The 25,385-nt window shown below is 73.4% G+C and carries 17 protein-coding genes; 4 read left to right on the forward strand and 13 right to left on the reverse strand.

All coding sequences use genetic code 11. The features are described 5' to 3' along the window. Nucleotides 1–29 precede the first annotated feature (29 nt). The 3 genes from O7599_RS04225 to O7599_RS04235 all read left to right on the forward strand — a co-directional run bounded on the left by O7599_RS04225 (nucleotide 30) and on the right by O7599_RS04235 (nucleotide 4,245). Nucleotides 30–1,094 carry a PP2C family protein-serine/threonine phosphatase gene (locus O7599_RS04225; protein WP_281620726.1) on the forward strand — a complete coding sequence of 355 codons (1,065 nt, stop codon included), beginning with the start codon at nucleotides 30–32 and terminating at the stop codon, nucleotides 1,092–1,094. A gap of 107 nt (nucleotides 1,095–1,201) precedes the next feature. Continuing rightward, nucleotides 1,202–3,433 carry a tetratricopeptide repeat protein gene (locus O7599_RS04230; RefSeq protein ID WP_281620727.1) on the forward strand — a complete coding sequence of 744 codons (2,232 nt, stop codon included), beginning with the start codon at nucleotides 1,202–1,204 and terminating at the stop codon, nucleotides 3,431–3,433. Between the two features lie 113 nt (nucleotides 3,434–3,546). Continuing rightward, complete coding sequence (locus O7599_RS04235) at nucleotides 3,547–4,245, forward strand: alpha/beta hydrolase (protein WP_281620728.1); 699 nt, start codon at nucleotides 3,547–3,549, stop codon at nucleotides 4,243–4,245. Nucleotides 4,246–4,836: 591 nt separating this feature from the next. On the opposite strand, the gene O7599_RS04240 is transcribed toward O7599_RS04235, so the two are convergent. The 13 genes from O7599_RS04240 to O7599_RS04300 all read right to left on the reverse strand — a co-directional run bounded on the left by O7599_RS04240 (nucleotide 4,837) and on the right by O7599_RS04300 (nucleotide 22,201). Further along, a complete protein-coding gene (locus tag O7599_RS04240; RefSeq protein WP_281620729.1) occupies nucleotides 4,837–5,928 on the reverse strand; it encodes a glycoside hydrolase family 5 protein in 1,092 nt (363 codons plus the stop codon). 82 nt (nucleotides 5,929–6,010) lie between these two features. Further along, nucleotides 6,011–8,461, reverse strand: a complete 2,451-nt coding sequence (locus O7599_RS04245; protein WP_281620730.1) for a glycoside hydrolase family 3 C-terminal domain-containing protein — start codon at nucleotides 8,459–8,461, stop codon at nucleotides 6,011–6,013. Further along, entirely contained in the window at nucleotides 8,458–9,564 is a 1,107-nt protein-coding gene (locus tag O7599_RS04250; RefSeq protein WP_281620731.1) for an ABC transporter ATP-binding protein, read from the reverse strand. The genes O7599_RS04245 and O7599_RS04250 overlap by 4 nt, the downstream gene beginning before the upstream one ends. Beyond that, nucleotides 9,561–10,652: an ABC transporter ATP-binding protein gene (locus O7599_RS04255; RefSeq protein WP_281620732.1), complete on the reverse strand. Its 1,092-nt coding sequence runs from the start codon at nucleotides 10,650–10,652 to the stop codon at nucleotides 9,561–9,563. Before O7599_RS04255 ends, O7599_RS04250 begins: the two co-directional genes overlap by 4 nt. Nucleotides 10,653–10,664: 12 nt before the next feature. Further along, the gene (locus O7599_RS04260; RefSeq protein ID WP_281620733.1) at nucleotides 10,665–11,768 is read right to left on the reverse strand and encodes an ABC transporter permease; all 1,104 of its coding nucleotides are present in this window, start codon (nucleotides 11,766–11,768) and stop codon (nucleotides 10,665–10,667) included. Nucleotides 11,769–11,777: 9 nt separating this feature from the next. Next, nucleotides 11,778–12,770, reverse strand: a complete 993-nt coding sequence (locus O7599_RS04265; RefSeq protein WP_281620734.1) for an ABC transporter permease — start codon at nucleotides 12,768–12,770, stop codon at nucleotides 11,778–11,780. A 30-nt stretch (nucleotides 12,771–12,800) separates the two neighbouring features. After that, nucleotides 12,801–14,855 carry an ABC transporter substrate-binding protein gene (locus O7599_RS04270; RefSeq protein ID WP_281620735.1) on the reverse strand — a complete coding sequence of 685 codons (2,055 nt, stop codon included), beginning with the start codon at nucleotides 14,853–14,855 and terminating at the stop codon, nucleotides 12,801–12,803. 24 nt (nucleotides 14,856–14,879) lie between these two features. Then, a complete protein-coding gene (locus O7599_RS04275; protein ID WP_281623277.1) occupies nucleotides 14,880–16,472 on the reverse strand; it encodes an FAD-dependent oxidoreductase in 1,593 nt (530 codons plus the stop codon). A gap of 5 nt (nucleotides 16,473–16,477) precedes the next feature. Then, nucleotides 16,478–17,545, reverse strand: a complete 1,068-nt coding sequence (locus O7599_RS04280; protein WP_281620736.1) for a LacI family DNA-binding transcriptional regulator — start codon at nucleotides 17,543–17,545, stop codon at nucleotides 16,478–16,480. Nucleotides 17,546–17,691: 146 nt separating this feature from the next. Further along, nucleotides 17,692–18,870 carry a GntR family transcriptional regulator gene (locus O7599_RS04285; RefSeq protein ID WP_281620737.1) on the reverse strand — a complete coding sequence of 393 codons (1,179 nt, stop codon included), beginning with the start codon at nucleotides 18,868–18,870 and terminating at the stop codon, nucleotides 17,692–17,694. Nucleotides 18,871–18,954: 84 nt separating this feature from the next. Then, nucleotides 18,955–19,851, reverse strand: coding sequence for a carbohydrate ABC transporter permease (locus tag O7599_RS04290; RefSeq protein WP_281620738.1), 897 nt, complete (start codon nucleotides 19,849–19,851; stop codon nucleotides 18,955–18,957). After that, nucleotides 19,848–20,813 carry a sugar ABC transporter permease gene (locus O7599_RS04295; protein WP_281620739.1) on the reverse strand — a complete coding sequence of 322 codons (966 nt, stop codon included), beginning with the start codon at nucleotides 20,811–20,813 and terminating at the stop codon, nucleotides 19,848–19,850. Before O7599_RS04295 ends, O7599_RS04290 begins: the two co-directional genes overlap by 4 nt. Nucleotides 20,814–20,815: 2 nt before the next feature. Next, nucleotides 20,816–22,201 (reverse strand): extracellular solute-binding protein, encoded by a 1,386-nt coding sequence (locus O7599_RS04300; protein WP_281620740.1) that lies wholly within the window; start codon nucleotides 22,199–22,201, stop codon nucleotides 20,816–20,818. Between the two features lie 163 nt (nucleotides 22,202–22,364). Between O7599_RS04300 and O7599_RS04305 the strand changes: the two genes are divergently transcribed. After that, nucleotides 22,365–25,382 (forward strand): glycoside hydrolase family 38 C-terminal domain-containing protein, encoded by a 3,018-nt coding sequence (locus tag O7599_RS04305; protein WP_281620741.1) that lies wholly within the window; start codon nucleotides 22,365–22,367, stop codon nucleotides 25,380–25,382. The last annotated feature ends 3 nt before the right edge of the window (nucleotides 25,383–25,385 follow it).

A 25,385-nucleotide genomic window follows, 5' to 3' on the forward strand; every position in this document is an offset into this window, starting at 1 on the left:
ACAATACCCGTCGAACCGGATATTCTGCCATGCACCGGATACTGACGCGCATTCCGCAACAGCTCAGGAACTCTGCCTCGGCGCTCCTGCTGCTCGTCGCGGTACTCGTCGCGGACTGGCTCCACCCGCCGAACATCGCCTTCGGCTCGGCGCTCGTGGTCGTGCCCGTGCTCGCCGCCGTCAACGCGAGCTGGCGCGCCATCCTGGTCTGCGGGGCGCTCGCACTGGCCGGCGGAATCGCCATAGGCGTCTGGGACTACGACGTCTCCGCCGAGGCCAAGACCTCGTGGTGCCTCGCCATCATCGGCGCCACCGTCCTCGGGCTGGCGGAACAGTGCGTACGGGTGCGCCGGGAACGCCAGCTCGACCAGGTGCGCCAGGTCGCCCACGCCGCCCAGACCGCGGTACTCCACCCTCCGCCCCCCGTCATCGGCCAAGTGCTCATCGCCGCCTCCTACGACGCGGCGGCCAACGAGGCGGAGATCGGCGGTGACCTGTACGAGGTCATCAACACCCCCTGGGGCGTACGGGCCATCATCGGCGACGTCCGGGGAAAGGGCCTGCGCGCGGTGCGGGAGAGCGCCACCGTCCTCGGCATCTTCCGTGAAGCGGCGTACGACGAACCGGACCTGGCCCGGGTGGCGGCCAGGATCGATCACATGCTGACACGGGACATCGGCGCCGAGGACTTCGTCACCGTTCTTCTGCTGTGCCTGCGCCCGGACGGCAGGTGCACCGTCCTCAACTACGGCCACCCACCCCCGCTGCACCGCACCGGCAAGGGAGACGTCACCGAGGTCGAGTGCCCCGCCCGGCTCCCCCTGGGCATCGGGATCGCCGCCGCCGCGGACAAGACGCAGACCGACCTCCGGCTCGCCCCGGACGACGAACTGCTCCTGGTCACCGACGGCGTCCTGGAAGCACGCGACGCCACCGGCGCCTTCTACCCGTTCCGCAAGCGGTACGCCTCCCTGCCGCACACCACCCCGGCGAACGCCCTGGCCGCCCTCCGCCGGGACCTGATGGCGTACTGCGGCAACCGCCTCCACGACGACACCGCCATGCTCCTGCTGCGCTACGCCGCACTTGCCTAGCCGTCCCGGCGGACACCTTCCGTACGATTGCGCCCATTCGGCGGGTTCGCACGCTCGTTCCGCTCGCAGGAGGTAACGCCATCGCCGACGAACCGAGTCTCGCGGAGTTGCTGCGCGGTCACCGTCAGGCGGCCCGGCTGACGCTCGAACAACTCGCGGAGTCCTCCGGGGTCAGCGTCCGGACGCTCTCCGACGTGGAGCGTGGCCGCAGCAAAGGCCCCCAGCACCGGACCGTTCTCGCGCTGGCGGACGCCCTCTCGCTGGCGGCCCCGGACCGCCAGCGGCTCGTCGACCTGGCGCGTGACGGTCGTCTGCGGGACCACTGGGCCCGTCCCAGCGGGCTGTGCGCACTGCCGCCCGCGGTCGCGGACTTCACCGGCCGGGCGGCGGAACTGACCTGGATCGACGACTTCGCCCGGGCCGCCGGTTCACCGGGCAGCGCGGCTGCCGGGCTCGTCACCGGCTCCGCGGGGTCGGGCAAGACCACCTTGGTGATCCGCGCCGCGCACGCCCTGCGCCCGGCGTTCGGCGACGGGGTGCTCTTCCTCGATCTGCTGGGCATGTCCGCGCGTCCGCGGCCGGCAGCCGACGCCCTGGGGCTGTTGCTGGGCGGGCTGGGTGTCACCGACCGCCAGGCACCGGCCGGCGTCCGGGAACGCGCCTCCCTCTACCGGTCTTTGCTGCAGGAGCGGCGAATCCTGGTCGTGCTGGACAACGCCGCGTCCGAGGAGCAGATCCGCCCGCTGCTCGCCGCGGGCGGTGCGAGCCGGGTCCTGGTGACCAGCCGGCGGCTGCTGGCGGGCCTGGAGGGCGTACGCCGCCTGGTCCTCGGCCCGCTGCACATGCCCGAGGCCGCGGAACTGCTCACCGGCATCGTCGGCGAACGGTCCGCCACCGACGGGCGGGAGGCGCTGGTCCGGCTCGCGCACCTGTGCGGCGGGCTGCCGCTGGCGCTGCGGATCATCGGCAACCGGCTGGCGAGCCGCCCGGACTGGAGCGCCACCGAACTCGCCGCGCGGCTGTCGGACGAGGAACGCCGGCTGGCGCAGTTCACCGCCGGCGACCTGAAGATCGCGAACGCCTTCGGGATGTCCTACGAGCAACTCGGTACCGCCGCCCGCCGGGTGTTCCGCCGCCTGGCAGCGGTACCGGGCCAGGACTTCGACGCGGCCCTCGCGGCGGTGGCCGGTGCCGTCGAACTCGCGGCGGCCTGGGACGCCCTGGACGAACTCGTCGACCTGGGCCTGCTCCAGGACGTCGCCCTGGGCCGCTACCGCTTCCACGACCTCGTACGCCTCTTCGCCCGCGACCGGTTGCGGGCGGAGGAGACGGAGGCCGAGCGCGCCGCGCTCACCGCCCGGGTGCGATCCTGGCTGCTGCGGATGGCCACGACGGCCGGGCGGTGGTTCGAGCCCGCCTTCGGGCCCCCGGACCGGCCCGACGCCGACCTCGCCGTGCTGTCCGGCGCCCAGGACGCGGAGCGGTGGCTGCGGGCCAACCTGGAGAACTGGCTCGGCGCGCTGCGCCAGGCCGACGCCTGCGGCGAGCACGCCGCCGTGCTGGACTGCGCCGAGGCCATGCACTGGTTCTCCGACCGCTGGGTCCACGCCCCGCACTGGCGGGAGGTCTTCACGCTCGGCGCGTGTGCCGCGGCCGCCCTGGGCGATCCCGTACAGCAGGCGACCCAGGTGAACTATCTGGCCTGGGTGCACGGCATCCCGCTGAACGACCCCGAGGGCGCACTGCGCCACGCCACCCGGGCGCTGTCCATCGCCACCCGCAGCGACGCCACGGCGCAGATCGCCTGGGCCCACAACTACACGGCGATCGCGCTGCGCAGGCTGGACCGGTTCGACGAGGCCGTCGACGCGGCGACGCGGGCGGCCGATCTTTTCGAGTCCCTCGGTGACGCCGATGCGCACATGGCGTGCGTCAGCAGCATCGGGCACTGCCTCCGCGAGGCCGGGCGCCCCGCCGAAGCGGTGGAGCGCTACCGCGAGGCCCTCGCGCTCGCCGACGACGAGGACTCCGGAGTCACGCCGGGCATCGCCGCGTACCTGCGACCGCACTACCTGGCCGACCTCGGCGCGTGCCTGGGCCGGCTCGGGATCCGGGACGAGGCGATCGCCGCACTCACCGAGGCCACGGCCCTGATGGAGGCGTACGACGCCAACTATCTGCACGGACGCGCGCTCGAAGCCCTCGCCGCTCTGCTGGCCCAGGAGGGCCGCACCCGTGACAGCCGCCGCACGTACGGCCGGGCGGCCGACGCGTACGAGTCGGTGGGCGACGTCGAAGCGCTCCGCCGATGCCGCCGGCTCGCCACCGGCGTGGGCTGATCGGGTCGTACGCGCACTTCTGCATGCTGTTCTGCATGGTCCGGTCCCCGCCGCGGGGGTTGACTCGGCGGCACCGGACGGGCACCGGGCCCGTCCCTCCCGGCAGGAGTGACATGGCGATCATCAGGAACATCGTGCTGGTGCACGGCGGCTTCGTGGACGGCTCGGGCTGGCAGGGCGTCCACGAGCACCTCACCGCCGACGGCTACCGGGTGCACGTCGTGCAGAACCCGACCCTGTCGCTGGCCGGCGACGTCGCCGCCACCCACCGGATCCTCGACGCCCTCGACGGACCGGCCGTGCTGGTCGGCCACTCCTACGGCGGCGTCGTCATCACCGAGGCCGGCAACCACGCGAACGTCGCCGCGCTCGCCTACATCGCCGCGTTCGCACCGGACGCCGGCGAATCGGTCGACACCCTGATCGCCGACCCGCCGCCCGGCGCGCCGGTTCCGCCGATCCTCCCCCCGCAGGACGGATTCCTGTTCCTCGACCGGTCCAGGTTCGCGGAGTCGTTCGCCGCCGACCTGCCCGCCGCCCAGGCCGCGTTCATGGCCGACTCCCAGGTGCCCTGGGGCGTCGAGGCCCTCGCGGGCGCCGTCTCCGCACCCGCCTGGCGGGGCAAGCCGGCCTGGTATCTGGTGTCCACCGAGGACCGCATGATCCCGCCTCCCGCGCAGCGGGCCATGGCCGAACGCACCGGCGCCACCGTCTCCGAGACCCCCGGAAGCCACTCGGTCTACGTCTCCCGCCCCGCGGTCGTGGCCGACGTCATCATCCAGGCCGCCGAAGGCCGCAACGGCAACGCCTGACGGCCGCCCGCACCGACTCCCCGCCTTCCACCTTCCTTTCGCCCGGCCGGGCTACCCCGTCCCGGCCGGCCACCACCCCGACGAGGGAGACCCGCATGCCCGACCGCCCCATGTTCACCCGCCGCAGAGTCCCCGCCACCGGCTCGGCCGCCGCCGCGTCGGCCGCGCTCCTCACCCCCGGCACCGCCGCCCAACGGCACCACCGGAACCGACCTGTACCTGAGCCCGGACGGCCAGGCGGCCTTCGCCGCCGACGTGTCCGCCGACACGTTCCGGCTGCTGCAGGCCACGCAGCGGCCCTTCGACGCGGACTCCTTCATTACCCGACGCGGGCCGCCGCGTGGCGGACCATCCCGTCGTGGGGGCTGGTCGCCGGCCGGGACAGGGCGATACCGCCCGCGGCCGAACGCTGGATGTACCGGCGCGCGAAATTCCGCAAGGTCGTCGAGGTGCCGACCGCCTCCCACGTCGTGATGATCAGTCACCCGAAGGCCACCGCGAGGCTGATCGAGGAGGCCGCCAGAGCCACCGGGTGACCCCGCCCCGGGCCCACCGCCCCCGGCCGGGCCGGGGGCGGGGCGGGACCCGTGGTTACGGGGCGGCGGGACCGCCGGCGGCGGTGCTCTTGTCGGCCAGCCACTTCTTGATGAACTGGCCCTGGTGCTCACCGCCGAGCAGGTTCCAGTCGTGGTCGTACATCATCGGCTTCCAGTAGTTGCTGTACGCCCACGCCACCCAACTGATCTCCGGACGCGCGTCCAGGTACTGCCGCAGCGGCGTGCCCCAGCCGGAGGTGGTGCCCTTGGTGACCGGGTCCGACCACGGGCCCTCCGGGTTCCAGCCGAACTCGGTGAGGATCACCGGGATCTTCTTCGCCGCGTTGCCGAACTTCGCGTCCAGGTTGGCGGCGGTCGCGGCGCCCTGGTTGGGGTAGAGGTGGTAGACGTAGGCGATGTTCCCGCCGCTGACGGGGTCGGCGGCGGCCTGGTTGACCCGGGTGCTCCACTGCGGGCCGCCCATGAGGACCAGGTTCTTCGGGGCGAGGGAGCGGACCCTGTTCACGACGGGCTGGATGTAGCTCTTCCAGGTCGCCCAGTCGTCCGGGTTGATGGGCTCGTTGTAGACCTCGAAGATCACGTTCGGCACGTCCTTGTACTTCGGTGCGACGTACGACCAGAAGTCCATGACGCGCTGCTGGGGCATGCCGCCGGTGCCGCCGTAGTCCTGCACCTTGTGCAGGTCGACGATGATGTAGACGCCGAGGGCCACGGCCTGCTTGACGTACGGGTCGATGTGCTGCCGGAAGTTCTCCTCCAGGCTGAGCGAGTCGTTGGGCGCCCACTCGGTGACGGGCAGCCGGATCACCTTGGAGTGCCAGCCGAGCGCCGGGTCGGTCGCCCGGTCGATCAGCTCCGCGATGGGCTTGTTGTTGCACTCGGTGCACTCGCTGTTGTGCCGCGGGCCGATCATCGACACGCCGCGCAGCGTGACGGGCGCGCCGGCCTCGGTCTTGATGCGGTTGCCCTCGGTCTTCAGCCAGGGCACGGCGGCCCTCGGCGCGTCCGGGCGGGACGCCCCGTCCTGCGCCGGGCCGGCGGTGGCGAGCCCGGGGGTGATCAGGACGGCGAGCGCGGCCACCGCGGCCAGCAGGGCCAGTAGGAGCTTTCGTGCGCTTCTGTGCATGCGGCTCTCCTCGGTACGAAGATTCGGTGGGGGGTGGTGCCGATGCGTTGCTGCGGGCCTCCTTCCCGGTGGGTGCGGCGGTTCAGCGGATCCGTACGGTCCTGGTGACCGGCAGGTCCGCCGAGCTGAAGCCGACGTGGACCCGGTAGTCGCCGGGTTCGGTGACCCAGGCTCCGTCGAAGTGCTGGAAGGCGCGGGCCGGGATCGTCAGGACGGCCGCGGCCGTCTCGCCGGGTTCTGCGGTCACGGCCGCGTGCCCGGCGAGCCAGCGCACCGGCCGCTCGACCGCGCTGTCCGTCCTGGAGAGGTACGCCTGGACGACCTGCTTGCCGGCCCGGCGCCCCGTGTTGCGTACGCCGACGGCGAGTTCGAGGTCGTCGCCGGCGCGCGTCGCGGCTGGTGCCCCGACGGTCGGCCGCGCCCAGGTGGTGTAGCCGAGGCCGTGGCCGAACGGGTACGCCGGCGCGGCGCCGGACGCGAGCCAGCCCCGGTAGCCGACGTGCACGCCCTCGTCGTACGGCAGCCGGCCCGCCGTCGGGGCGGTGGACAGCACGGGTACGTCGGCCTCGGCCGCCGGCCAGGTGGTGGGCAGCCGGCCGCCGGGCTCCACGGCGCCGAGCAGGACGTCGGCCAGCGCGTGGCCGTACTCCTGGCCGCCGAACCAGGTGAGCAGCACGGCGGCGACGTCGTCGCGCCACGGCAGCAGCACCGGCGCGCCCGCGTTGACGACGGCCACGGTACGGGGGTTGGCCGCGGCGACCGCCCGTACCAGGTCGTCCTGCCGCCCGGGGAGCGCGAGCGAGGTGCGGTCGAAGCCCTCGCTCTCGACCTCGGGGGCGGTGCCGACGACGACCACGGCGGCGTCGGCGCCGCGGGCCGCCTCGGCCGCGGCGGCGATGTCCGCGTCCGGCGCGCCGGTGTCGAGGTCGAGCCCGGCGACGAGGGTGACTCCGGCGTCGGGGTGCGCGCGCGCCGGCAGGTCGAGGCGGACGGCGAGGTCCACGGGCACGCCGGCGGCCAGCTCCACCGGCACGCTCGCGTGCGGCGGTGCGACCAGTCCGCCGCCGAACTCCTCGCCGGTGTGGACGAGTTCCTCGCGGAGGAGTTCGGTGCCGTCGACCGTCAGCCGCAGGTTCCCGGCGCCCGCCACCCCGATGCGCACCGGGCCGGACTGCGCCGGCAGATGGCGCGTGGTCAGCTCGACGGTGGCGGTACGGGCCAGCCGGGCGGAGCCGAGCCGGGCGAGGTTGGCGTCGCGCCGGTGCTCGTCGAGGACCACGGTGCCGTCGGCGGCCCGGCAGACCAGGCGTACGCCGGGGCGGCCGGTGACCGGGTCGGTGAGGTCGCTGCCCGCGAAGGGTTCGATGCCGAGCTGGGCGACGGCGCCGAGATGCCAGGTGACGCGGGTGCCGGGCAGGGCGGCGCGCAGCCCGTCGAGCGGGGAGACGGCCCGGTCCGGCTCGACGGTGGCGCTGCCGCCGCCCTGGATGCGGGGGACGAAGGCGTTGTGGCCGATGACGGCCAGCGAGCGCGGCCCGCCCGCGGCCCAGGGCAGTTCACCGGTGTTGCGGACGAGCACGGTCCCGGCCGACGCCACTTCCCGGGCGAGCGCGGGACCGTCCTCGGCCGCCGGCGGCTCGGGGACGGCCGGCGCGAAGCCGTCGAGCGCGCCGACCCGCGCGGCCAGCCGCAGGATCCGCAGCACCTTCTCGTCGACGGCGGCCTCCGGCACCCGTCCCGCCCGCACGGCCTCGGTCAGCTTCGCGCCCCAGGGTCCTTCCGGCCCGGGCATCACCAGGTCCTGGCGGGCCAGCGCGGCCGGTTCCGTGCTGCGCACGGCCCACCAGTCGGAGACCACGACGCCGTCGAAGCCCCACTCGCCGCACAGCGGCTCGGCGAGCAGCGGGTGCTCGGTCATCGTCGTGCCGTTGACGGAGTTGTAGGCGGACATCACCATCCAGGGCCGCTCGCGGACCACGGTGTCCTCGAAGGCGGCGAGGTACAGCTCGCGCAGGGCGCGTTCGCCGACGCGGTTGTCGACGGTGAGCCGGTCGGTCTCGGCGTCGTTGGCGACGTAGTGCTTGGGCGTCGCGCCGACGCCGCCGTCCTGCACCCCGCGGACGAACGCGGCGGCCATGCGCGAGGTGAGCAGCGGGTCCTCGGCGTACGCCTCGAAGTGCCGGCCGCCGAGCGGGCTGCGGTGCAGGTTGATCGTGGGCCCGAGCACGACGTCGACCCCCATGCGGCGGGCCTCGTGGGCGAGGATCGCGCCGTAGCGGCGGGCGAGTCCGGGGTCCCAGGAGGCGGCGAGCGCGGTCGCGGAGGGCAGGTTGAGAGCGGTGAAGCGGCCGTCCCAGCTCTCCCCGCGGACGCCGCTGGGGCCGTCGGACAGCACGATGCGGCGCAGCCCGACGGCGGGCTCGGCGTGCAGGGACCAGTTGTCGGCGCCGGTGAGCAGGCGCGTCTTCTGTTCGAGGGTGAGCTTTTCGACGAGTGCCGTGAGCGCGGCGTCGGCCGGTTCCGGTGCGGTCATGCGGGGGCTCCTTGGACTCCGGCGAGCGTCAGCTCACCGGTGAGGTGGCAGGCGGCGAGGTGACCGCCCCCGGAGGGGTGACCGCCCGCGGCGGGGGACGGATGGGGCGGCTTCCCCGCGACGTCGCACACCCCCGGGCGGGCGAAGCGGCAGCGGGTGTGGAAGGAGCAGCCGGCCGGCGGGCGGGCCGGGTCCGGCAGGTCGTCGGAGAGCCGGACGCGGCGGCCGGTGCCGCGCAGCCGCGGGTCGGGCCGCGGTACGGCGGACAGCAGCGCCTCGGTGTAGGGGTGGCGGGGGCGGGCGTACAGCTCGTCCGTCTCCGCCACTTCGACGATCTTGCCGAGGTACATCACGGCGACCCGGTCGCAGACGCTCTCCACGACGGACAGGTCGTGGGAGATGAACAGGTACGTCAGCGCCAGCTCGTCCTGGAGGTCGCGCAGCAGGTTCAGGATCTGGGCGCGTACGGACACGTCCAGGGCGGAGACCGGCTCGTCGGCGACGACCAGCTTCGGGTCGACGATCAGCGCGCGGGCGATGCTGACGCGCTGCCGCTCGCCGCCGGAGAAGGCGTGCGGGTAGCGGTGCAGGTACGTCGGCGACAGCCCGACGCGGGTGAGCATCGCCGCCACCCGGTCCTGAAGTTCCGAGCCGGTGGCGATGCCGTACGAGCGCAGCGGGTCGCCGACGATCTGCAGCAGCGTCATCCGGGGGTTCAGCGAGGAGAACGGGTCCTGGAAGACGACGCGGACCTGCCGCTGGTACCCGCGCAGCCGGGCGCCGGACAGCCCGGTCACGTCCACCGGGTCGGCCGCGGCGTCCGGCCGGTACGCGATGCGGCCGGCGGTGGGCTGCAGGATGCGGGCGATGCTGCGGCCGAGCGTGGTCTTGCCGCATCCCGACTCCCCCACCAGGCCGAGGGTTTCGCCGGCCCGTACGGAGAGGTCGACGCCGTCGACGGCGCGGACCTTGCCGACGGTACGGCCGAGGAGGCCGTGCCTGACGGGGAAGTGCGTGCGCAGGCCGCCGACGTCGAGGACGGGGGCGGCCGGTGCCGGCGCGCCGGTGCCGGTGGGCGTGGCGGTGGGCGTGGCGGGGGTCATGACCGGGCTCCTTCGGCCGTGGCCGCCGCGGGGGCGGCCGGCGTGTCGCCGTACAGCACGCAGCGCACCCGCCGCCGCGCGGACAGGGTGGTCTCGGGCGGCTCCGCCGTGTCGCAGACGCCGGCGACGGCGTTGTCGCAGCGGGGGTGGAACGGGCAGCCCGCGGGGCGCTCCGAGGCGTGCGGGACGTGGCCGCGGATGGTGGCGAGCCGCTGCCGGGCGCCGGCGCCCATGCGGGGAAGCGAGCCGAGCAGGGCGCGGGTGTACGGGTGCTTGGGGTCGTGGAAGACGGCGTCGACGGGGCCCTGCTCGACGACCGTGCCGAGATACATCACCACGACCTCGTCGGCGATCTCGGCGACGACGCCGAGGTCGTGGGTGATGAAGAGCACCGACGTGCCGGTGTCCGCCTGGATGCCGGCCAGCAGGTCCAGGATCCGGGCCTGGGTGGTCACGTCCAGCGCGGTGGTCGGCTCGTCGGCGATCAGCAGGGCGGGGTCGCAGGCGAGCGCGATGGCGATCATCGCGCGCTGGCACATGCCGCCGGACATCTGGAACGAGTAGGCGTCGACCCGCTTGCCGGCTCCCGGGATGCCCACCCGCTCCAGCAGCGCCACGGCCCGCGCGCGGGCAGCCTCCCGGGTCAGCGGCAGGTGCAGCCGGATGGCCTCCACGAGCTGGTCGCCGATGGTGTAGAGGGGAGACAGGGCGGCCATCGGCTCCTGGAAGACCATGCCGATCCGGCCCCCGCGCACGGCGCGGATCCGGCTGCCGCGCGGGTCGAGGGCGGCGAGGTCCATGGGCTCGTCGCCGGCCTCGGCGGCGAAGCGGATCGAGCCGGCGACGATCCGGCCCGGCTCCTCGACGAGGCCGAGCACGGAGCGTGCGGTCACGCTCTTGCCGCAGCCCGACTCGCCGACGACGCAGACGGTCTTGCCGCGCGGGACGGTGAAGCTCACGCCGTCCACGGCGCGGACGGTGCCCTCGGGTGTGTCGAAGTGGGTCTTCAGGCCGCTGATGTCGAGCAGCGGGCGGTCCGGTGCGGGGGCGGTTCCAGGGGCCGTTCCAGGGGCCGTTTGAGGGGCCATCGTGTCGTTCCGTCACTTCCTGTAGGGGTCCGCCGCGTCGCGCAGCCCGTCGCCGGCGAAGTTGAGCGCCAGCACCGCCGTGACGACGGCGAGGCCGGGGAGCATCAGCCACGGGGCGGACGAGAGCACGCGGATGTTCTGCGCGTCCTGCAGCAGGACGCCCCAGCTCACGACGGGGGCCTGCAGACCGAGGCCGAGGAAGCTCAGCGCGGTCTCGGCCAGGATCATCGCCGGGATGGACAGCGAGAGCTGGGCGATGAGGTGGCTGCTGGTGGAGGGCAGCAGGTGCCGGAAGATCACCCGGCTCCGGCTGCAGCCGTCCAGCCGGGCCGCCGTGACGAACTCCTCCTGGCGCAGGGCGAGGAACCGGCCGCGTACCTCCCGGGCCAGATGCGTCCAGCCGATCATGGCCAGCACCACGGTGATGGCGAAGTAGCGCTTGAGCGGCCCCCAGTCGGGCGGCAGGGCCGCGGCCAGGCCCAGCCACAGCGGCAGGTGGGGCAGCGACATGAAGAACTCCACGACCCGCTGGATCGCGGTGTCGGTTCTGCCGCCGACGTAGCCGGAGATCCCGCCCAGCACCACCCCGAGCACGAAGGCCACCACGACGCCGACCAGGCCGATGGTCATGGACACCCGGGTGCCGTGGATGAGTTCGGAGAGCAGGTCGTGGCCGTTGCGGTCGGCGCCCAGCAGGAACATCGGGGCGCCCGGCTCCTCGGGGCCGATGAGGTGGCGGTCCCAGGGGATGAGGCCGAAGAGGCGGTACTCGTCGCCCTTGACGAAGAAGCCGATGGGGACATCCGCCGACGGGTCGGTGGTGAAGGTCTGCTCGTACGTCTCGTCGTCCACGGTCGTCTTGTAGCCGTCGACGTGCAGGCCCCCGCTGAACCGGATGGTCTGCGGCGGGGCGTACGGGTGGTCGTCGTCGAGGTAGTCCGTGCCGTAGGGCGCCAGGAACTCGGCGAACAGCGCGACGAAGTAGAAGGCGAGGGTGACGATCAGGCCGGCCATGGCGAGCTTGTGCCGGCGGAACCGCCCCCAGATCAGCCGCCACTGGGACATGCCGTGCCGCTGCGGTGCGGCGGCCGGCCCGGACCGGGTGCGCATGAGCATGGTCGTCCCTCATCCCTGGGCCAGCCGGACCCGCGGGTCCAGCCAGGCCAGCAGTACGTCGGAGAGCAGGGTGCCGACCACGGTCAGCACGCTGACGAGGAGAATGATCGAGCTGGCCAGGTACATGTCCTGGCTGCGCAGCGCACCCAGCAGCAGCGGCCCGGTGGTGGGCAGCGACAGCACCTGGGAGACGATGACCTCGCCAGAGACGAGCGCCGGCAGCACGTAGCCGACGTTGGAGACGAACGGGTTGAGCGCGACCCGCAGCGGATACTTCAGGACCAGCCTGCGCTCCGGCATGCCGCGTGCCCGGGCCGCCACGACGTACGGCTTGCGCAGCTCGTCCAGCAGGTTGGCGCGCAGCACCCGCACCAGTCCCGCCGTACCGGCGGCGCCCAGCACCAGGACCGGCACCCACAGGTGGGCGAGGAGGTCGAGGAACTTGCCGAGGTTCCAGGCGGCGTTCTCGTACTCGGGCGAGAAGAGCCCGCCGACGCTCATGCCGAAGACGCTGTGGCCGAGGTACATCAGGACGAGCGCGATCATGAAGTTGGGGACGGCGAGGCCCAGGAACCCCACCGTGGTGGCGAGGTAGTCGCCGGCCGAGTACTGCCGGACGGCCGAGTACAGGCCGACGGGGAAGGCCAGCAGCCAGGTCGCCAGCAGGGTGGAGACCGCCAGCACCACGGTGAGCGGCAGCCGGTCCATGACGAGGCTGGAGACGGACTTGCCGTACTCGAAGGACTCCCCGAAGTCGCCGTGCAGCGCGATCGCGGAGACCCACTTCAGGTACTGCTCGTGCACCGGCTCGCCGAGTCCGTAGCGCTCGCGCAGCGCGGCCATCTGCGCCTCGTCCATCCGGTCGCCCTGGTTCTCCAGCCGGGCGGCGAGCGTGGTCAGGAAGTCTCCCGGGGGGAGCTGGATGATGGCGAAGGCCACCACGGAGATCCCGAAGAGCGTGGGGATCATGTACAGGCACCGGCGCGCCAGGTAGCTCAGCACTGCAAGACCGTCCCGTCCGGCTCGTGGCCGCTACTCGCCGATGTGGAACTGCTCGGGGTTCACCGCGCCGGGCAGGGGGAACGTGGCCGAGAAGAAGGTCTTCTCCGGCACGTTGCGGAAGGTCTCGCCGACCACGCCGTAGCCGGGCAGCGGCGTGCTGATCCCGATGGTGTAGAACTGCTCCTTCGCGATGGCCAGGACCTGCTTCATCATCGCCCGGCGCTTCTTCTCGTCGGTCTCGGCCGAGATCTCCTCGTGGTAGATCCGGTACTGCTCGCGGGCGTGGTCCGGCGGCTCCATGCCGTCCTCGCCGCCGGTGGCCAGCCAGGTGAACCACTCCGGGCAGAAGGCGTTGCTCTCCCCCCACTGCGGCATGAAGAAGTCGGGGGTGCTGACCGGGTCGAGCGAGCCGTCGCCGTCCCAGACCAGCGCCTCGTGGCCGTTGCCCTGGAGGAGCTTGATGCGCAGGGACTCGTCCTCGGACTGCACGCTCATCCGCACGCCGACGGCCTCCCACATCGGCTTGATGATCTCCAGCGCGTCGGCCAGCTCGGGCTTGCCGGCGCCGGCGCTGACGAGGATGCGGAAGGAGAACGGCTGCCCGTCGGGGCCGAGCCGCCGTCCCGAGGAGTCCTTCTCCAGGCCCGCCAGGTCCAGGTGCCGCTCGGCGGCGGCGACGTCGTACGCGGTGTACTGCTTGGCCATCTCCTCGTCGTAGTAGGCGGAGCCGCGCCCCGGCGCCGCCTGCCACGGCTCGCCCTGCCGGGCGTGCACGGCCTTGATGACCTTCTCCCGGTCGATGGCGTGGGACAGTGCGATGCGGAAGTCACGGTTGCCGAAGACCTCCCGCTTGACCTCGTCCTTGCAGGTGAGGTTGAACATGATCACCAGGGTGTTCAGCTTGTCCGTGGCCAGGTCGTAGAAGCGGTAGCCGCCCCTGGCCCGGTCCTTGGCCAGCACCGGCTTGTTCCTGGTGGTGGTCACGTTGCGCTCGATCATGTCGATGTCGCCCTGGAGCACGTTGAGCAGCACGACCTCCGCGTCCTGGACCATGGCGAAGTCGACGCGGTCCAGGTAGGGCAGTTGGTTTCCCCCGGGGTCGACCTTGAAGTAGTACGGGTTGCGGGTGAAGCGCATCGTCGTGCCCTCGCCGAGGGCGCCCTCGGGCAGCCAGGCGTGCAGCCGGGGCAGTTGCGCGTCCTTCCAGAGCATGCCGGCGTACAGCGCGTCCTGGAGCAGCTCCATCGGGCCGGCGTAGTCCAGTTCCCTGGCGGCCTGTTCGGCGTCGGGGTTGTGGTCCGGGTGGAAGCGGGAGAGGTAGTGCCTCGGCAGCCGGGTGAGCATGTCGTACACCTCGTTGGCCATGCCCGTCAGATAGAGGGCGTTGGGCCCGGCGAAGGTGAACTCGACGGTGTACGCGTCGATCTTGCGCAGCTTCGCCGGGCCGCCGCCGACGAGGTACTGGCCCGGGGTGTCCGGGATGATCTCCGCGTTCATGATGATGTCCCGGAAGGCGAACTCGATGTCGTCCGCGGTGAACGGCTCGCCGTCGGACCACTTCAGGCCCTTGCGGAGGCGGAAGGTCACCTTCGTGGCGTCCTCGTTCTCGGTGAAGGACGCGGCCACGTTGGGGATGATCTTCTTCCAGTCGCGGTCCCAGCGCACCAGGTTCTCGTACGCGAAGGCGGTGCCGAGCCGGCCGGCGTCGCCGGCGCCGATCAGGGCGTTGCGCCAGACGCCGCCGTAGCGGCCGGTGCGGTCCACCGGCCGGACCACCACCGGCTCGGCGGGCAGCCGTTCCGCCAGGGCCGGCAGCTTGCCCTCGTCGACGAGCCGCTGCAGTTCGGGGGCCTGGCCGTCGCCCTCGACGGGGTCGGAGCCGGCGCCGCCCGCGGGGTCGGTGCTGAAGTCGCAGGCGGCCAGGGCCGGCGTGCCGAGGGCGCCGGCGGCCACCAGCGAGCCGCCGGTCAGGAGCAGCCGCCTCCTGCCGATGGCGCCGGCGCCGGTCCCGGAGGGGTGGGTGGTGCCGGTGCCGGCGGCGGCCGTACCGGCGGTGCTCGCCGTTCTGTCGGTGCGTCCCGTCATCGTCTCGTCGCTCCCTCGTGAAGGTCAGTAACCGCGGACGTCGGGCCAGGCGAGTTCGACGCCGTGGCCGGTCAACGCGCTCTGGTAGTCCGCGAGTCGGGCAGGCTCGGCGCGGACCTGGTGCGGGGTGGTGCGGTGGCGCAGGCAGTACGCGGCGAGCAGCCCGGCGGCCTCGCCGGCGTTCCACTCGACCGGGTGCAGCCGGTAGCAGCCGTTGGTGAGGTGGGTGGTGCCGATGTTCTTGGCGGCGGGCAGCAGGTTGCGCATCCGCTCGGGCAGAAGTGCGCCCAGCGGGAGGCGAAAGGGCGAGGAGCCCACGTCGATGTAGTTGTCGCCACCGGTGGAGGGGTGCAGGTCGATGCGGTACGAGCCGATGCCGACCGAGTCCTCGTACGGCACGGCCCCCCGATCGCCCCGCACGGCCAGCGACACGTCCTGCTCGGTCACCGTGTACACGGCCCGGATGCGCCGGGACTCGCGGATGTACGGGCCCTTGCACAGCCCGTCCGCCGTGCCCACCACGTCGCCGCGCGGCCGCAGCCCCGGCAGGCCGGTGCCGCCGTCGGGGCGGGGCATCTCCGTCTGCATCCAGTACAGGAAGGACAGGCTCATCTGCCGCGCCCCGGCCAGGTGGCGCGCGGCCTCGTCGGCCCCGGTCCCGTACAGCGGCCCCTCGACGTAGTCGATCATCGGCCAGTTGACGACGGTGACATCGCTGGCGAGCGTGCCCTCCTCGAAGGAGGACCGGGCCAGGACGCGGCGGAAGGACCACAGGTCGAGGTCGCCCGCGAGGCCCTGGGTGGCGGGCTCGCCGGGCGCCGGGTTGGGGACCAGCACCCGGGTCGCCGGCCGCAGCGTCTGCGGTTTGGGGGCGACCATGCTGAACATCCGGTCGGGCCAGTAGGGGGGCCGGTAGTCGCGCCAGAAGCCGTAGTCGTCCGGCTTGTCGATGGTGTGGTCCTCGCCGGCCCGGTGCTCGACGGCGAAGCACCAGGAGGCCGCCTGCATGTTGAGCGGCTGCCGCCGCTCGGGGGCGCTCGGCTCCCCCGTGTCGGCCCGTGACTCGAACCCCGTGACGTACTCGGTGCCGGTCAGGGGCAGCAGCTCGCCGGTCTCGGTGGCGTCGAGGAAGTACCGGGCGGTCACGGTGACGTCGGCATCGGAGTCGAGGTCGCGGAGCGTCACGCCGGTGACCGCGTCGCCGTCGGTGGTCGCCGCCACCGGGCGGTGCCTGAGCCGCAGGTCCAGCAGGCCGCTCGCGCGGTACGGGGCGAGCATGGCCCGCAGCACGGCGTGCGCCGCACTCGGCTCGGCGCACAACGCGCTCACCCGGCCGGCGCCGGGGTTGAGCGCCGGGTGCCGGCGCGCCGCCGACGTCAGCGGGTACCACCGCCGGTAGTAGTCGCGGATGCCGTCCCGGAGCCGGCGGTAGCTCGCGGTGCAGCCGAACTGCTCGATCCACGGGTGCTCGTCGGGCGGCGTGCCCTGGACGGTGAGCTGGCCGCCGACCCAGTCGTACTCCTCGGTGAGGAGCACCCTGAGGCCCGAGCCGGCGGCGGCCAGCGCGGCGGCCACGCCGCCGAGCCCGCCCCCGACGACGGCTACGTCGGTGTGCAGCTCCGTCACCGCGTCCCCCCGCGGGCCGGGCCCGGGGCCGCGGCGACGGTCTCGTCGCCGGGCGGCGCGCAGGGCAGCAGGATCTGGTCCTCGCGCGCGGCCTCCGGGTCCTCCAGCAGCCGCAGGAGCAGCCGCACGGCCTCGCGGCCGATCTCCCGGCGGGGGATCTCCACGCAGCTCCAGCCCGTGCCGGGGTACGGGCCCGTCTCCGTACTCCGCAGCACGACGAGGGAGAGCCGCGCGGGTATCGCCAGGTCCCGGGCGCCGGCGAACGCGGCGATCCGGCCGGCGAACGACTCGTCCTCGGCGACGAACGCGGTCATCCCGGACGCGAGCGCGAGGTCGAACCACTCCTGGGTGAGGTCGGCGGCGTTCATCAGCAGGGGCAACTGCGGGATGCCGGCGGCCTCGCAGGCGGCGCGGTAGCCGGCCTCGCGGTCGACGACGGCCTCGACCCGGTGCGTGATGCCGAGGTAGCCGACCCGGCGGTGGCCGAGCGCGACCAGCGCCGCGACCGCGTCCCGGGTCGCGGCGGCGTAGTCCGCACTGACCCAGGCGATGTGGGCGCCCGGCACCTCGCGGCGGCCGATGTGCACGAAGGGGTAGCCCTCGCGGCTGAGCCGGGCCAGGTCGGAGTGGTCGTGGGCGACGCCGAGCAGCACGCTGCCGTCGGCGACGTTGAGCCGGTTCGAGCCGTCCCGGTAGAGCTGGCGCTGCCCGTCGGGGCCCTCCGTCGAGGTGAACAGCACCAGGTCGTGGCCTTCGGCGACGGCCTGCTCCTCCACGCCGACCAGGAACTCGTGGTAGAAGTCGCGGCTGGCGATCGGGAAGACCGACTCGAAGGTGTGCACCCCGATCATCCGGTTGCGCTTGCCCTTGAGGCTGCGCGCGGCCGGGTTGGCCGCGTACCCCAGCTCGCGGACCGCGTCGCGGACCAGTTGCTCGGTCTCCGGGGGGATCCGGTGGTCGGTGGCGCGACCGTTGACGACGGCGGAGACCGTCGCCTGCGAGACCCCCGCGCGGCGCGCCACGTCTGCCTGGGTCGGTGCCCCCTGACGGCGTTTGACTGACAAGAGCTCCCCTTGCTGTTTCGTATCAGCAACCTATTAGCAGGACTTGAGGTCCCTTTGCTGATTCGTTGCAGCAACATAGGGGCGGCGTTCGAACGCGTCAACGGGCGGGAGCGGACGAGTTTTTCAGCCGGGGCGCCGGCGGAGCGTCAGCCGGTCACCGGGGCACGAGCCGGACCGGCACCGTCCTCCGCCGGGCCGAGAGGGCCGAGCCGGGCGTGGGCGGAGTCGTGGACACGGACGTCCACCGGGAGCACGTGGTGCTGCGGCGTGCGGTACGGGTCGTCGGTGCCGACGCGGTCGATGACGAGCCGCGCCGCGCGCGCGCCGATCTCGCGCGAGGGCGGGACGACCGCCACCCGGGCGAGCGGGAAGGGCTCGAAGGGGCCCGCCTCCTCCGCGCCCGCCAGCTCGACGTCCTCCGGGATCCGCAGTCCCAGGTCGACGAGGTCGTGGGCGGCGGTCGCCAGGACGGGGCCGTTGGCGCACAGCAGCACGGTGGGCGGGTCGGGCAGCCGGAGCAGGCCGGCGAGGAAGGCGCGGCGCTCGGCGTCGTCCAGGTCCAGGTAGGAGCGCAGCGCCATGAGGTCCGGGCGTACCGGGACGTCGTGGTCGCGCAGCGCCTGGAGGCAGCCGACCGACCGCTCCTGGACGCTGGTGCAGTCGTACTCGCCGTAGAGGGTGGCGATGTTCCGGTGGCCGCGGGCGACCAGCTCTTCCGTGAGGCGGTAGCCGGTCCCGTAGTGGTCGGGGTGGACGGTGTCGGCGGGGAAGCCGGGCAGGTACCGGTCGAGGAGCACCACCGGCACCCGGTGGCGGCGCAGCTCGGCGAGCGCGGCGAGCGGGCCCGGGCCCTGCCGGGCGTACAGCAGCACGCCGCCGGCGCCGGCGGCCAGCGCCTGCCGCAGTGCCCGGTCCTCGTGCCCGGCCGAGGGCGTGCTGTCGGAGACGAACAGCCGGTAGCCCCGCTCGTCGCAGACCGCGCCGGCGCCCCGGAGGATCTCCGACTGCTGCGGCCCCTCGCCGTGCAGCACCAGCGCGATGGTGGCGCCCCCCGACGGCGGCGGCTGCGGCGCCGGCTGGGGATGCACCGCCGCTTCCGCGACGAACGTGCCCCGCCCGCGCTGGCGTACGAGGACGCCCTCGCGGACCAGCTCGTTGAGCGCGCGCACCGCCGTGCCCATGCTGACCCCGAACCGGTCGCAGATCTCCCGCTGGGTGGTGAACGGCACGTCGTGCCGGTACTCGCCGCGCGCGATCATCTCGCGCAGCTCCTGCATGATCCGCTGGTACGCGGGCGCCGCCGCCCCGTCCTGCTCCGTGGCCACCGACGCCCCTCCCGGCGATACGAACCGACACGGCCAGCATCTCATCCCGGATGACTGATTAACCAGCCGCACAAGGAACGGGCCTCACCCCTTGATCGCGCCGCTCTGGCTCGCGGCCCGCAGGAACTGCCGCTGGAAGACCAGGAACAGCGCCATCGGGATCAGCACCGAGATGAAGAGCCCGGCCATCAGCAGGCTCATCTCCGCCGTCTCCGACAGCCGCGGCAGCGCCACCGACAGCGGCTGCTTCTCCGCGTCGGTGAGCACCAGCAGCGGCCACAGGAACTCCTTCCAGCCGGTGACGAAGGTGAGCAGCACGGCGACCCCGACGACCGGCCGCGACATCGGCAGCACGAGGTGCCAGAAGATCCGGAACGGGCCTGCGCCGTCCACCTTCGCCACCTCGAACAGCTCGCGCGGCAGCCGGTCGAAGAACTGCTTGACGACCAGCACGACGAAGGAGTTCGCGGCGGCGGGCAGCCACACCGCCCAGAAGGAGTTGAGCAGGTTGACGCCGACGACCGGCACGTCCAGCACGGTGAGGTAGAGCGGGACGAGGACGACGACGCTCGGCACGAAGAGCGTGGCGAGCACGACGCCGGTCAGCGCCTTGGCGTACCGGGGCCGCAGCACCGACAGCGTGTAGCCCCCGGTGACCGCGACGAAGACGCCGAGGACGCTGGAGCCGCCGGCCACCCAGAAGGTGTTGGCGAGGTACGTGTCGATCCCGACCGTGTTCCAGGCCCGGTCCAGGTTGCCCCACTGCACGCCGCCGGGCCACAGCGCGAAGGGGTCGCGCAGCGTGTCCCGGGTGGTGGACACCGCGGCCTTCGCCAGCCACAGCACCGGGCCGACCGCGGCCACGACGAGGGCGAGGAGCACGGCGGTGCGGCCGGCCGCGAGGCCGGCCCGCAGGCCCGGGCGGGCGAGGTCGTGCGGGGAGAGGATGCCGCGCTCGGCGGGTTCGTCGTCGCGGCTCATGTCGAACTCCAGCTCCTCGTGGCCCGGAAGTAGGCGGCGGACAGCAGGGACAGGGCGGCGGCGAGCAGCAGGCTCAGCGCCGCGGCGGCGCCGAAGTCGCCGGAGCGGAAGGCGTAGTTGTAGATCAGCAGCAGCAGGGTGGTGGTGGAGTTCTCCGGCCCCCCGCCGGTGAGCAGGAAGGGCTCGGTGAAGAGCTGGAACGTGCCGACGATCTGCAGCAGCAGCATGATCAGGACGACGCCGCGGAGCTGCGGCAGGGTGATGTGCCAGACCCGGCGCCGCACCGAGGCGCCGTCCAGCTCGGCCGACTCGTACAGCTCGCCCCGCACGGAGGCCAGCGCGGCGAGATAGATGATCGTGGCGGTGCCGAACTGCGCCCAGGTCACGTGCAGCACGATGCTGGGCATGGCCCAGTCCGGGTCCTGCAGCCACGGGTACGGGCCGAGCCCGGCCCAGCCGGCGACGGTGTTGAACAGACCGTCGGGCCCGGGGGCGTAGAAGAGCCGCCAGAGCAGCACCGCCACCACCGGGGGCACGATCACGGGGAGGTAGGCGAGCATGCTGAACAGCGCCCGGCCGCGCCGCAGTTCCCCGATGAGGACGGCGAGGAGCAGCGGCACGGGGAAGCCGACGACGAGGGCGAGCAGGACGAACCAGCCGGTGTTGGCGGTGGCGGTCCACAGCAGCGGGTCGTTCAGGACCCGCTCGAAGTTGTCCGGGCCCACCCACTCGGCGGCCTGGACGAAGTTGGTGCGCTGGAAGGCGAGGACGAGCCCGCGGGCCATCGGCCACCAGGCGAAGAGGCCGAAGACCACCAGCAGCGGCAGCACGAAGAGCGCGGCGGCCGGACCGTCCCCGCGCCACCAGCGCGCCGCGCGCCGGCCGAGCCGCCGGCGGGCGGTCGGCCGGGGCGGCGGCGCCTCCGCCGTGCGCGGCGCGGGCCGGAGGGTTTCCGTGCCCATCCTCAGCCCGCCTGCAGAAGCTGGTCGATCTTGGCTTCGGCGTCGGCGAGCAGGCCGGCGGGGTCGGCGTCGCGCCGCGTCAGCGCGGCCTGGACGACGGTGTCCAGCACCGCGTACGTCTCCTGCGCCTTGTCCGGCGGCTCGGGGATGACCGGGAGTGCGTCGACGGTCTCGGTGTACGGCGCGAAGTTCTCGCGGGGCGCGTCGATGTGCCGCTCGATCCAGGTCAGGTACGTCTCGTCCTGCGCGGTGTCGACGACCGGGAGCTTCGGTCCGCCCACGGGCAGTCCGTCGGCCCGCTGCGCCTCGGCCTCGGAGACGGCGACGCCCTTGTCGAACCACTTGCGGTACTCGCGGAAGTCGATCCACTTCATCGCGGCGAGCTGCTGCTCGGGGGTGGCGTCCGGGCGGACCACGGCCACCGCGCCGCCGCCGAGCGTGCCGTGCCGGCCGCCCTGCTGGGGCAGCGCCGTGACGCCGAAGACGTCCGGGTCCAGGTCGAGGTTCTCGACCATCGGCTTGTAGGAGTCGCCGCCGTCGATGTACATCCCGACCTGTCCGGCCGCGAACTTCTCCTGTGCGTCCGGCTGGTTGAGCAGCACGTCGCCGCCCATGCTCCCGTCGTCCCAGCGCAGCGTGCGCAGGAACTCCAGCGCCTGCCGGGCCTGCGGGTTGTCGACGGCCGCCCGCTGGTCCTTGCCGTCGGGCTCCTGGACCGTCCCGCCGAAGGAGTAGGTGAGCGCGGAGAACATCCAGCCGCCGGTGTTGTCGTTCGTCATCTGCTGGAAGCCGACGGCATCGGTCTCCGCGCTGATGGTGCGGGCCGCCTCGCGCACCTGGTCCCAGGTCCGCGGCGGCCTGTCGGGGTCGAGCCCGGCCTGCTCGAACAGCTCGCGGTTGTAGACCAGGGCCAGGCTGTACGCCTCGACGGGCACGCCGTAGACGCGGCCCCGGTCGTCCTGGGTGTTGCGCAGCAGGTTCTCGCGGATGGAGGAGAAGTTCCGGATCTTCTCGACCTCGTCGGTGAGGTCGGCCGCCTGCCCCCGGGCGATGAGGGCCTGCGGCTCGGTGTACGGCACCCGCATCACCGTGGGCATCGTGCCGCCGGCGAGCATGGCGCCCCAGGTCTCCTGCTGCCAGACGTCCTCCTTCGGCTCGACGGTGATGTGGGGGTTGGCCTTCTCGAACGCCTCGACGTCGGCGAGGAACTCCCCCCGCGTCTCGGCCTGGTCGGTGGGCGGCAGGTCGCCCACGCTGATGGTGACCTCGGCGTCGGGGTCGGCGGGGCCGTCGGTGGCGCCGCCGTCGCCGCCGCACGCCGCCGTGGCGGCCAGCGCGAGCACGGCGGCCCCGGCCGCCGCCGTGCGCAGATGTCTGTTCAGGTGCATCGTCGCTCCGTTCGTCCGGCCACCCCGGTAGCAGGGAGGCACCGCGAACGTAGAAACAGATAGTTAATAAGTCAATACAGCGGAAGCAAACTGCACTTGAGTCTTGTCGGGCCCGCGAGGCATGGCTAGCTTAACTAGCCAATCTCGACGAGATGGAGAGCGGATGCACGACGAACGCGCGTTGCGGGAACAGCGGTTGCACCGGGTGCTGCGGGAGCGGCTGCTGCCCGCGGTCCACCCGCGGCGGCTCCCGCTGTCCCTGGCCGCCTGGCACGCCGGCGGCGAACCGGTGCCCGCCGCCACGGGCCTGGCGGCCGAGTACCGGCCGGCCAAGGTCGGCGACCGCTGGGGACCGCCGTGGGGCACGACCTGGTTCCGGCTGTCCGCCGCCGTGCCCCCGGAGTGGGCCGGCGCCGAGGTGGAGGCCGTCGTCGACCTCGGCTTCGGCCGGACCGTGCCCGGCTTCTCCGCCGAGGGCCTGGTGCACCGTCCCGACGGCACACCCGTCAAGGGACTCCATCCCCGCAACCACTGGGTGCCCGTCGCCTCCCCCGCCGCCGGCGGCGAGGACGTGCTGTTCTACGTCGAGGCCGCCGCCAACCCCCTCATCGAGGGCCCGGTGACCCCGCTCGGCGACCCCGCCACCGCCGGTGACGAACCCCTGTACCAACTGGCGCAGGCCGACCTGGCCGTCTTCGACCGCACCGTGTGGGAGCTCGTGCAGGACCTGGAGGTGCTCGACCAGCTCATGGCCGAGCTGCCCGTCGACCAGCCGCGCCGCTGGGAGATCCTGCAGGCCGTCACCCGGGCCCTCGACGCGCTCGACCTGACCGACGTCGCCGGCACCGCCGCCGCGGCGCGCGCCCTGGTCGCCCCCGCCCTCGCCGCGCCCGCGCACGCCTCCGCGCACCGCGTCAGCGCCGTGGGCCACGCCCACATCGACTCCGCCTGGCTGTGGCCGCTGCGGGAGACGGTGCGCAAGGTGGCCCGTACCACCGCGAACACCGTCGCGCTGATGGACGACCACCCCGAGTACGTCTTCGCCATGTCGCAGGCGCAGCAGTTCGCCTGGCTCAGGGACCACCGCCCGGAACTGTACGAACGGGTCAAGAAGAAGGCCGCGGCCGGGCAGTTCGTGCCGGTGGGCGGCATGTGGGTGGAGTCGGACACGAACATGCCCGGCGGCGAGGCCCTGGCCCGCCAGCTCGTGCACGGCAAGCGGTTCTTCCTTCACGAGTTCGGCGTCGAGTGCGAGGAGGTGTGGCTGCCGGACTCCTTCGGCTACTCCGCCGCGCTGCCGCAGCTCGTCGCGCTGGCCGGGGCCCGCTGGTTCCTCACCCAGAAGATCTCCTGGAACCAGACGAACCCCTTCCCGCACCACACCTTCTGGTGGGAGGGCATCGACGGCACCCGGATCTTCACCCACTTCCCGCCCGTGGACACGTACAACAGCGAGCTGTCCGGCGCCGAACTGGCCCACGCCGTACGCGTCTTCCGCGACAAGGGCCCGGCCACCCGCTCCCTCGTCCCCTTCGGGTACGGCGACGGCGGCGGCGGCGCGACCCGCGAGATGCTCGCCCGCGCCGCGCGGCTGCGCGACCTGGAGGGCGCGCCCCGGGTGGCGGTCGAGCCGCCGAAGCGGTTCTTCGCCGCGGCCGAGAGCGAGTACGCGGACACCGCCCCGGTGTGGGTCGGCGAGCTGTACCTGGAGCTGCACCGCGGCACGTACACCTCGCAGGCCGCGACGAAGCAGGGCAACCGGCGCGCCGAGCACCTGCTGCGGGAGGCCGAGCTGTGGGCGGCGACCGCGGCGGTGCGCGTGCCGGATCACCCGTACCCGTACGAAGCGCTCGACCGGCTCTGGAAGACGGTGCTGCTGCACCAGTTCCACGACATCCTGCCCGGCTCGTCCATCGCGTGGGTGCACCGCGAGGCGGCCCGGACGTACGCCGCCGTCGCCGCCGAACTGACCGGCCTCGTCGCGGGCGCGCAGCGGGCGCTGGCCGGCGAGGGCGAGCGGCGCGTGGTCTTCAACGCCGCCCCGCACGCCCGCGCCGGTGTGCCCGCGGGCGGCGCGGCCACCGCGGCCGACGAGCCGCAGACACCCCCCGCCACCGCGACCGCGCTCGACGGCGGCTGGCTCCTCGACAACGGGCTGCTGCGCGTCACCGTCGACGCCCGCGGCCTCGTCACCTCCGTCGTCGAGCACGCCTCGGGGCGCGAGGCCCTCGCCCCCGGCGCCGCCGCGGGGCTGCTCCAGCTCCACCCCGACCTGCCCAACCGGTGGGACGCCTGGGACGTCGACGCGCACTACCGCAACACCCGCACCGACCTGACGACCGCCCGCCGCGTCGCGCTCGCCGACCCGGGACCCGGCGCCGTCGCCGTGCGGGTCGAGCGCGGCTTCCGGAACTCGACCGCCGTCCAGACCGTCACCCTGACGGCGGGCCGGGCGGCGGTCGACTTCACCACCGAGGTCGACTGGCAGGAGCGGGAGACCTTCCTCAAGGCCGCCTTCCCGCTCGACGTACGCGCCGACCACTCCGCCGCCGAGACCCAGTTCGGCCACGTCCGGCGGCCCACCCACACCAACACCGCCTGGGAGGCGGCGAAGTTCGAGGTCTGCGCCCACCGCTTCCTGCACGTGGCCGAGCCCGGCTGGGGTGCCGCCGTCGTCAACGACTCGACGTACGGCCACGACGTCACCCGCACCGTACGCCCCGACGGCGGCACGACCACCACCGTGCGCCTCTCCCTGCTGCGCGCACCGCGCTTCCCCGACCCCGAGACCGACCGCGGCACGCACCGCTTCCGCTACGCCCTCGTCCCCGGCGCGGCCCTCGGCGACGCGGTGCGCGAGGGCTACCGCATCAACCTGCCGCCGCGCGAGGTGGCCGGCGCACGCGGCGTCGCGCCGCTCGTCGCCTGCGACACCGACCAGGTCGTCGTGGAGTCCGTCAAGCTCGCCGACGACCGCTCCGGCGACGTTGTGGTGCGGCTGTACGAGTCGGCGGGCGGCCGGGCCGCCGCCCGGCTGACCGCGGGCTTCCCGCTCGCCGGCGGCGTACGGACCGACCTGCTGGAGCGCCCGCTGCCCGGGGCGGTCCCGGTGGACGACCGGGAGATCCGCCTCGCCCTGCGCCCCTTCGAGATCGTCACGCTGCGCCTCACGCGCCGCTGAGAC

The organism is Streptomyces sp. WMMC500, assembly GCF_027497195.1.
Classification (GTDB): domain Bacteria; phylum Actinomycetota; class Actinomycetes; order Streptomycetales; family Streptomycetaceae; genus Streptomyces.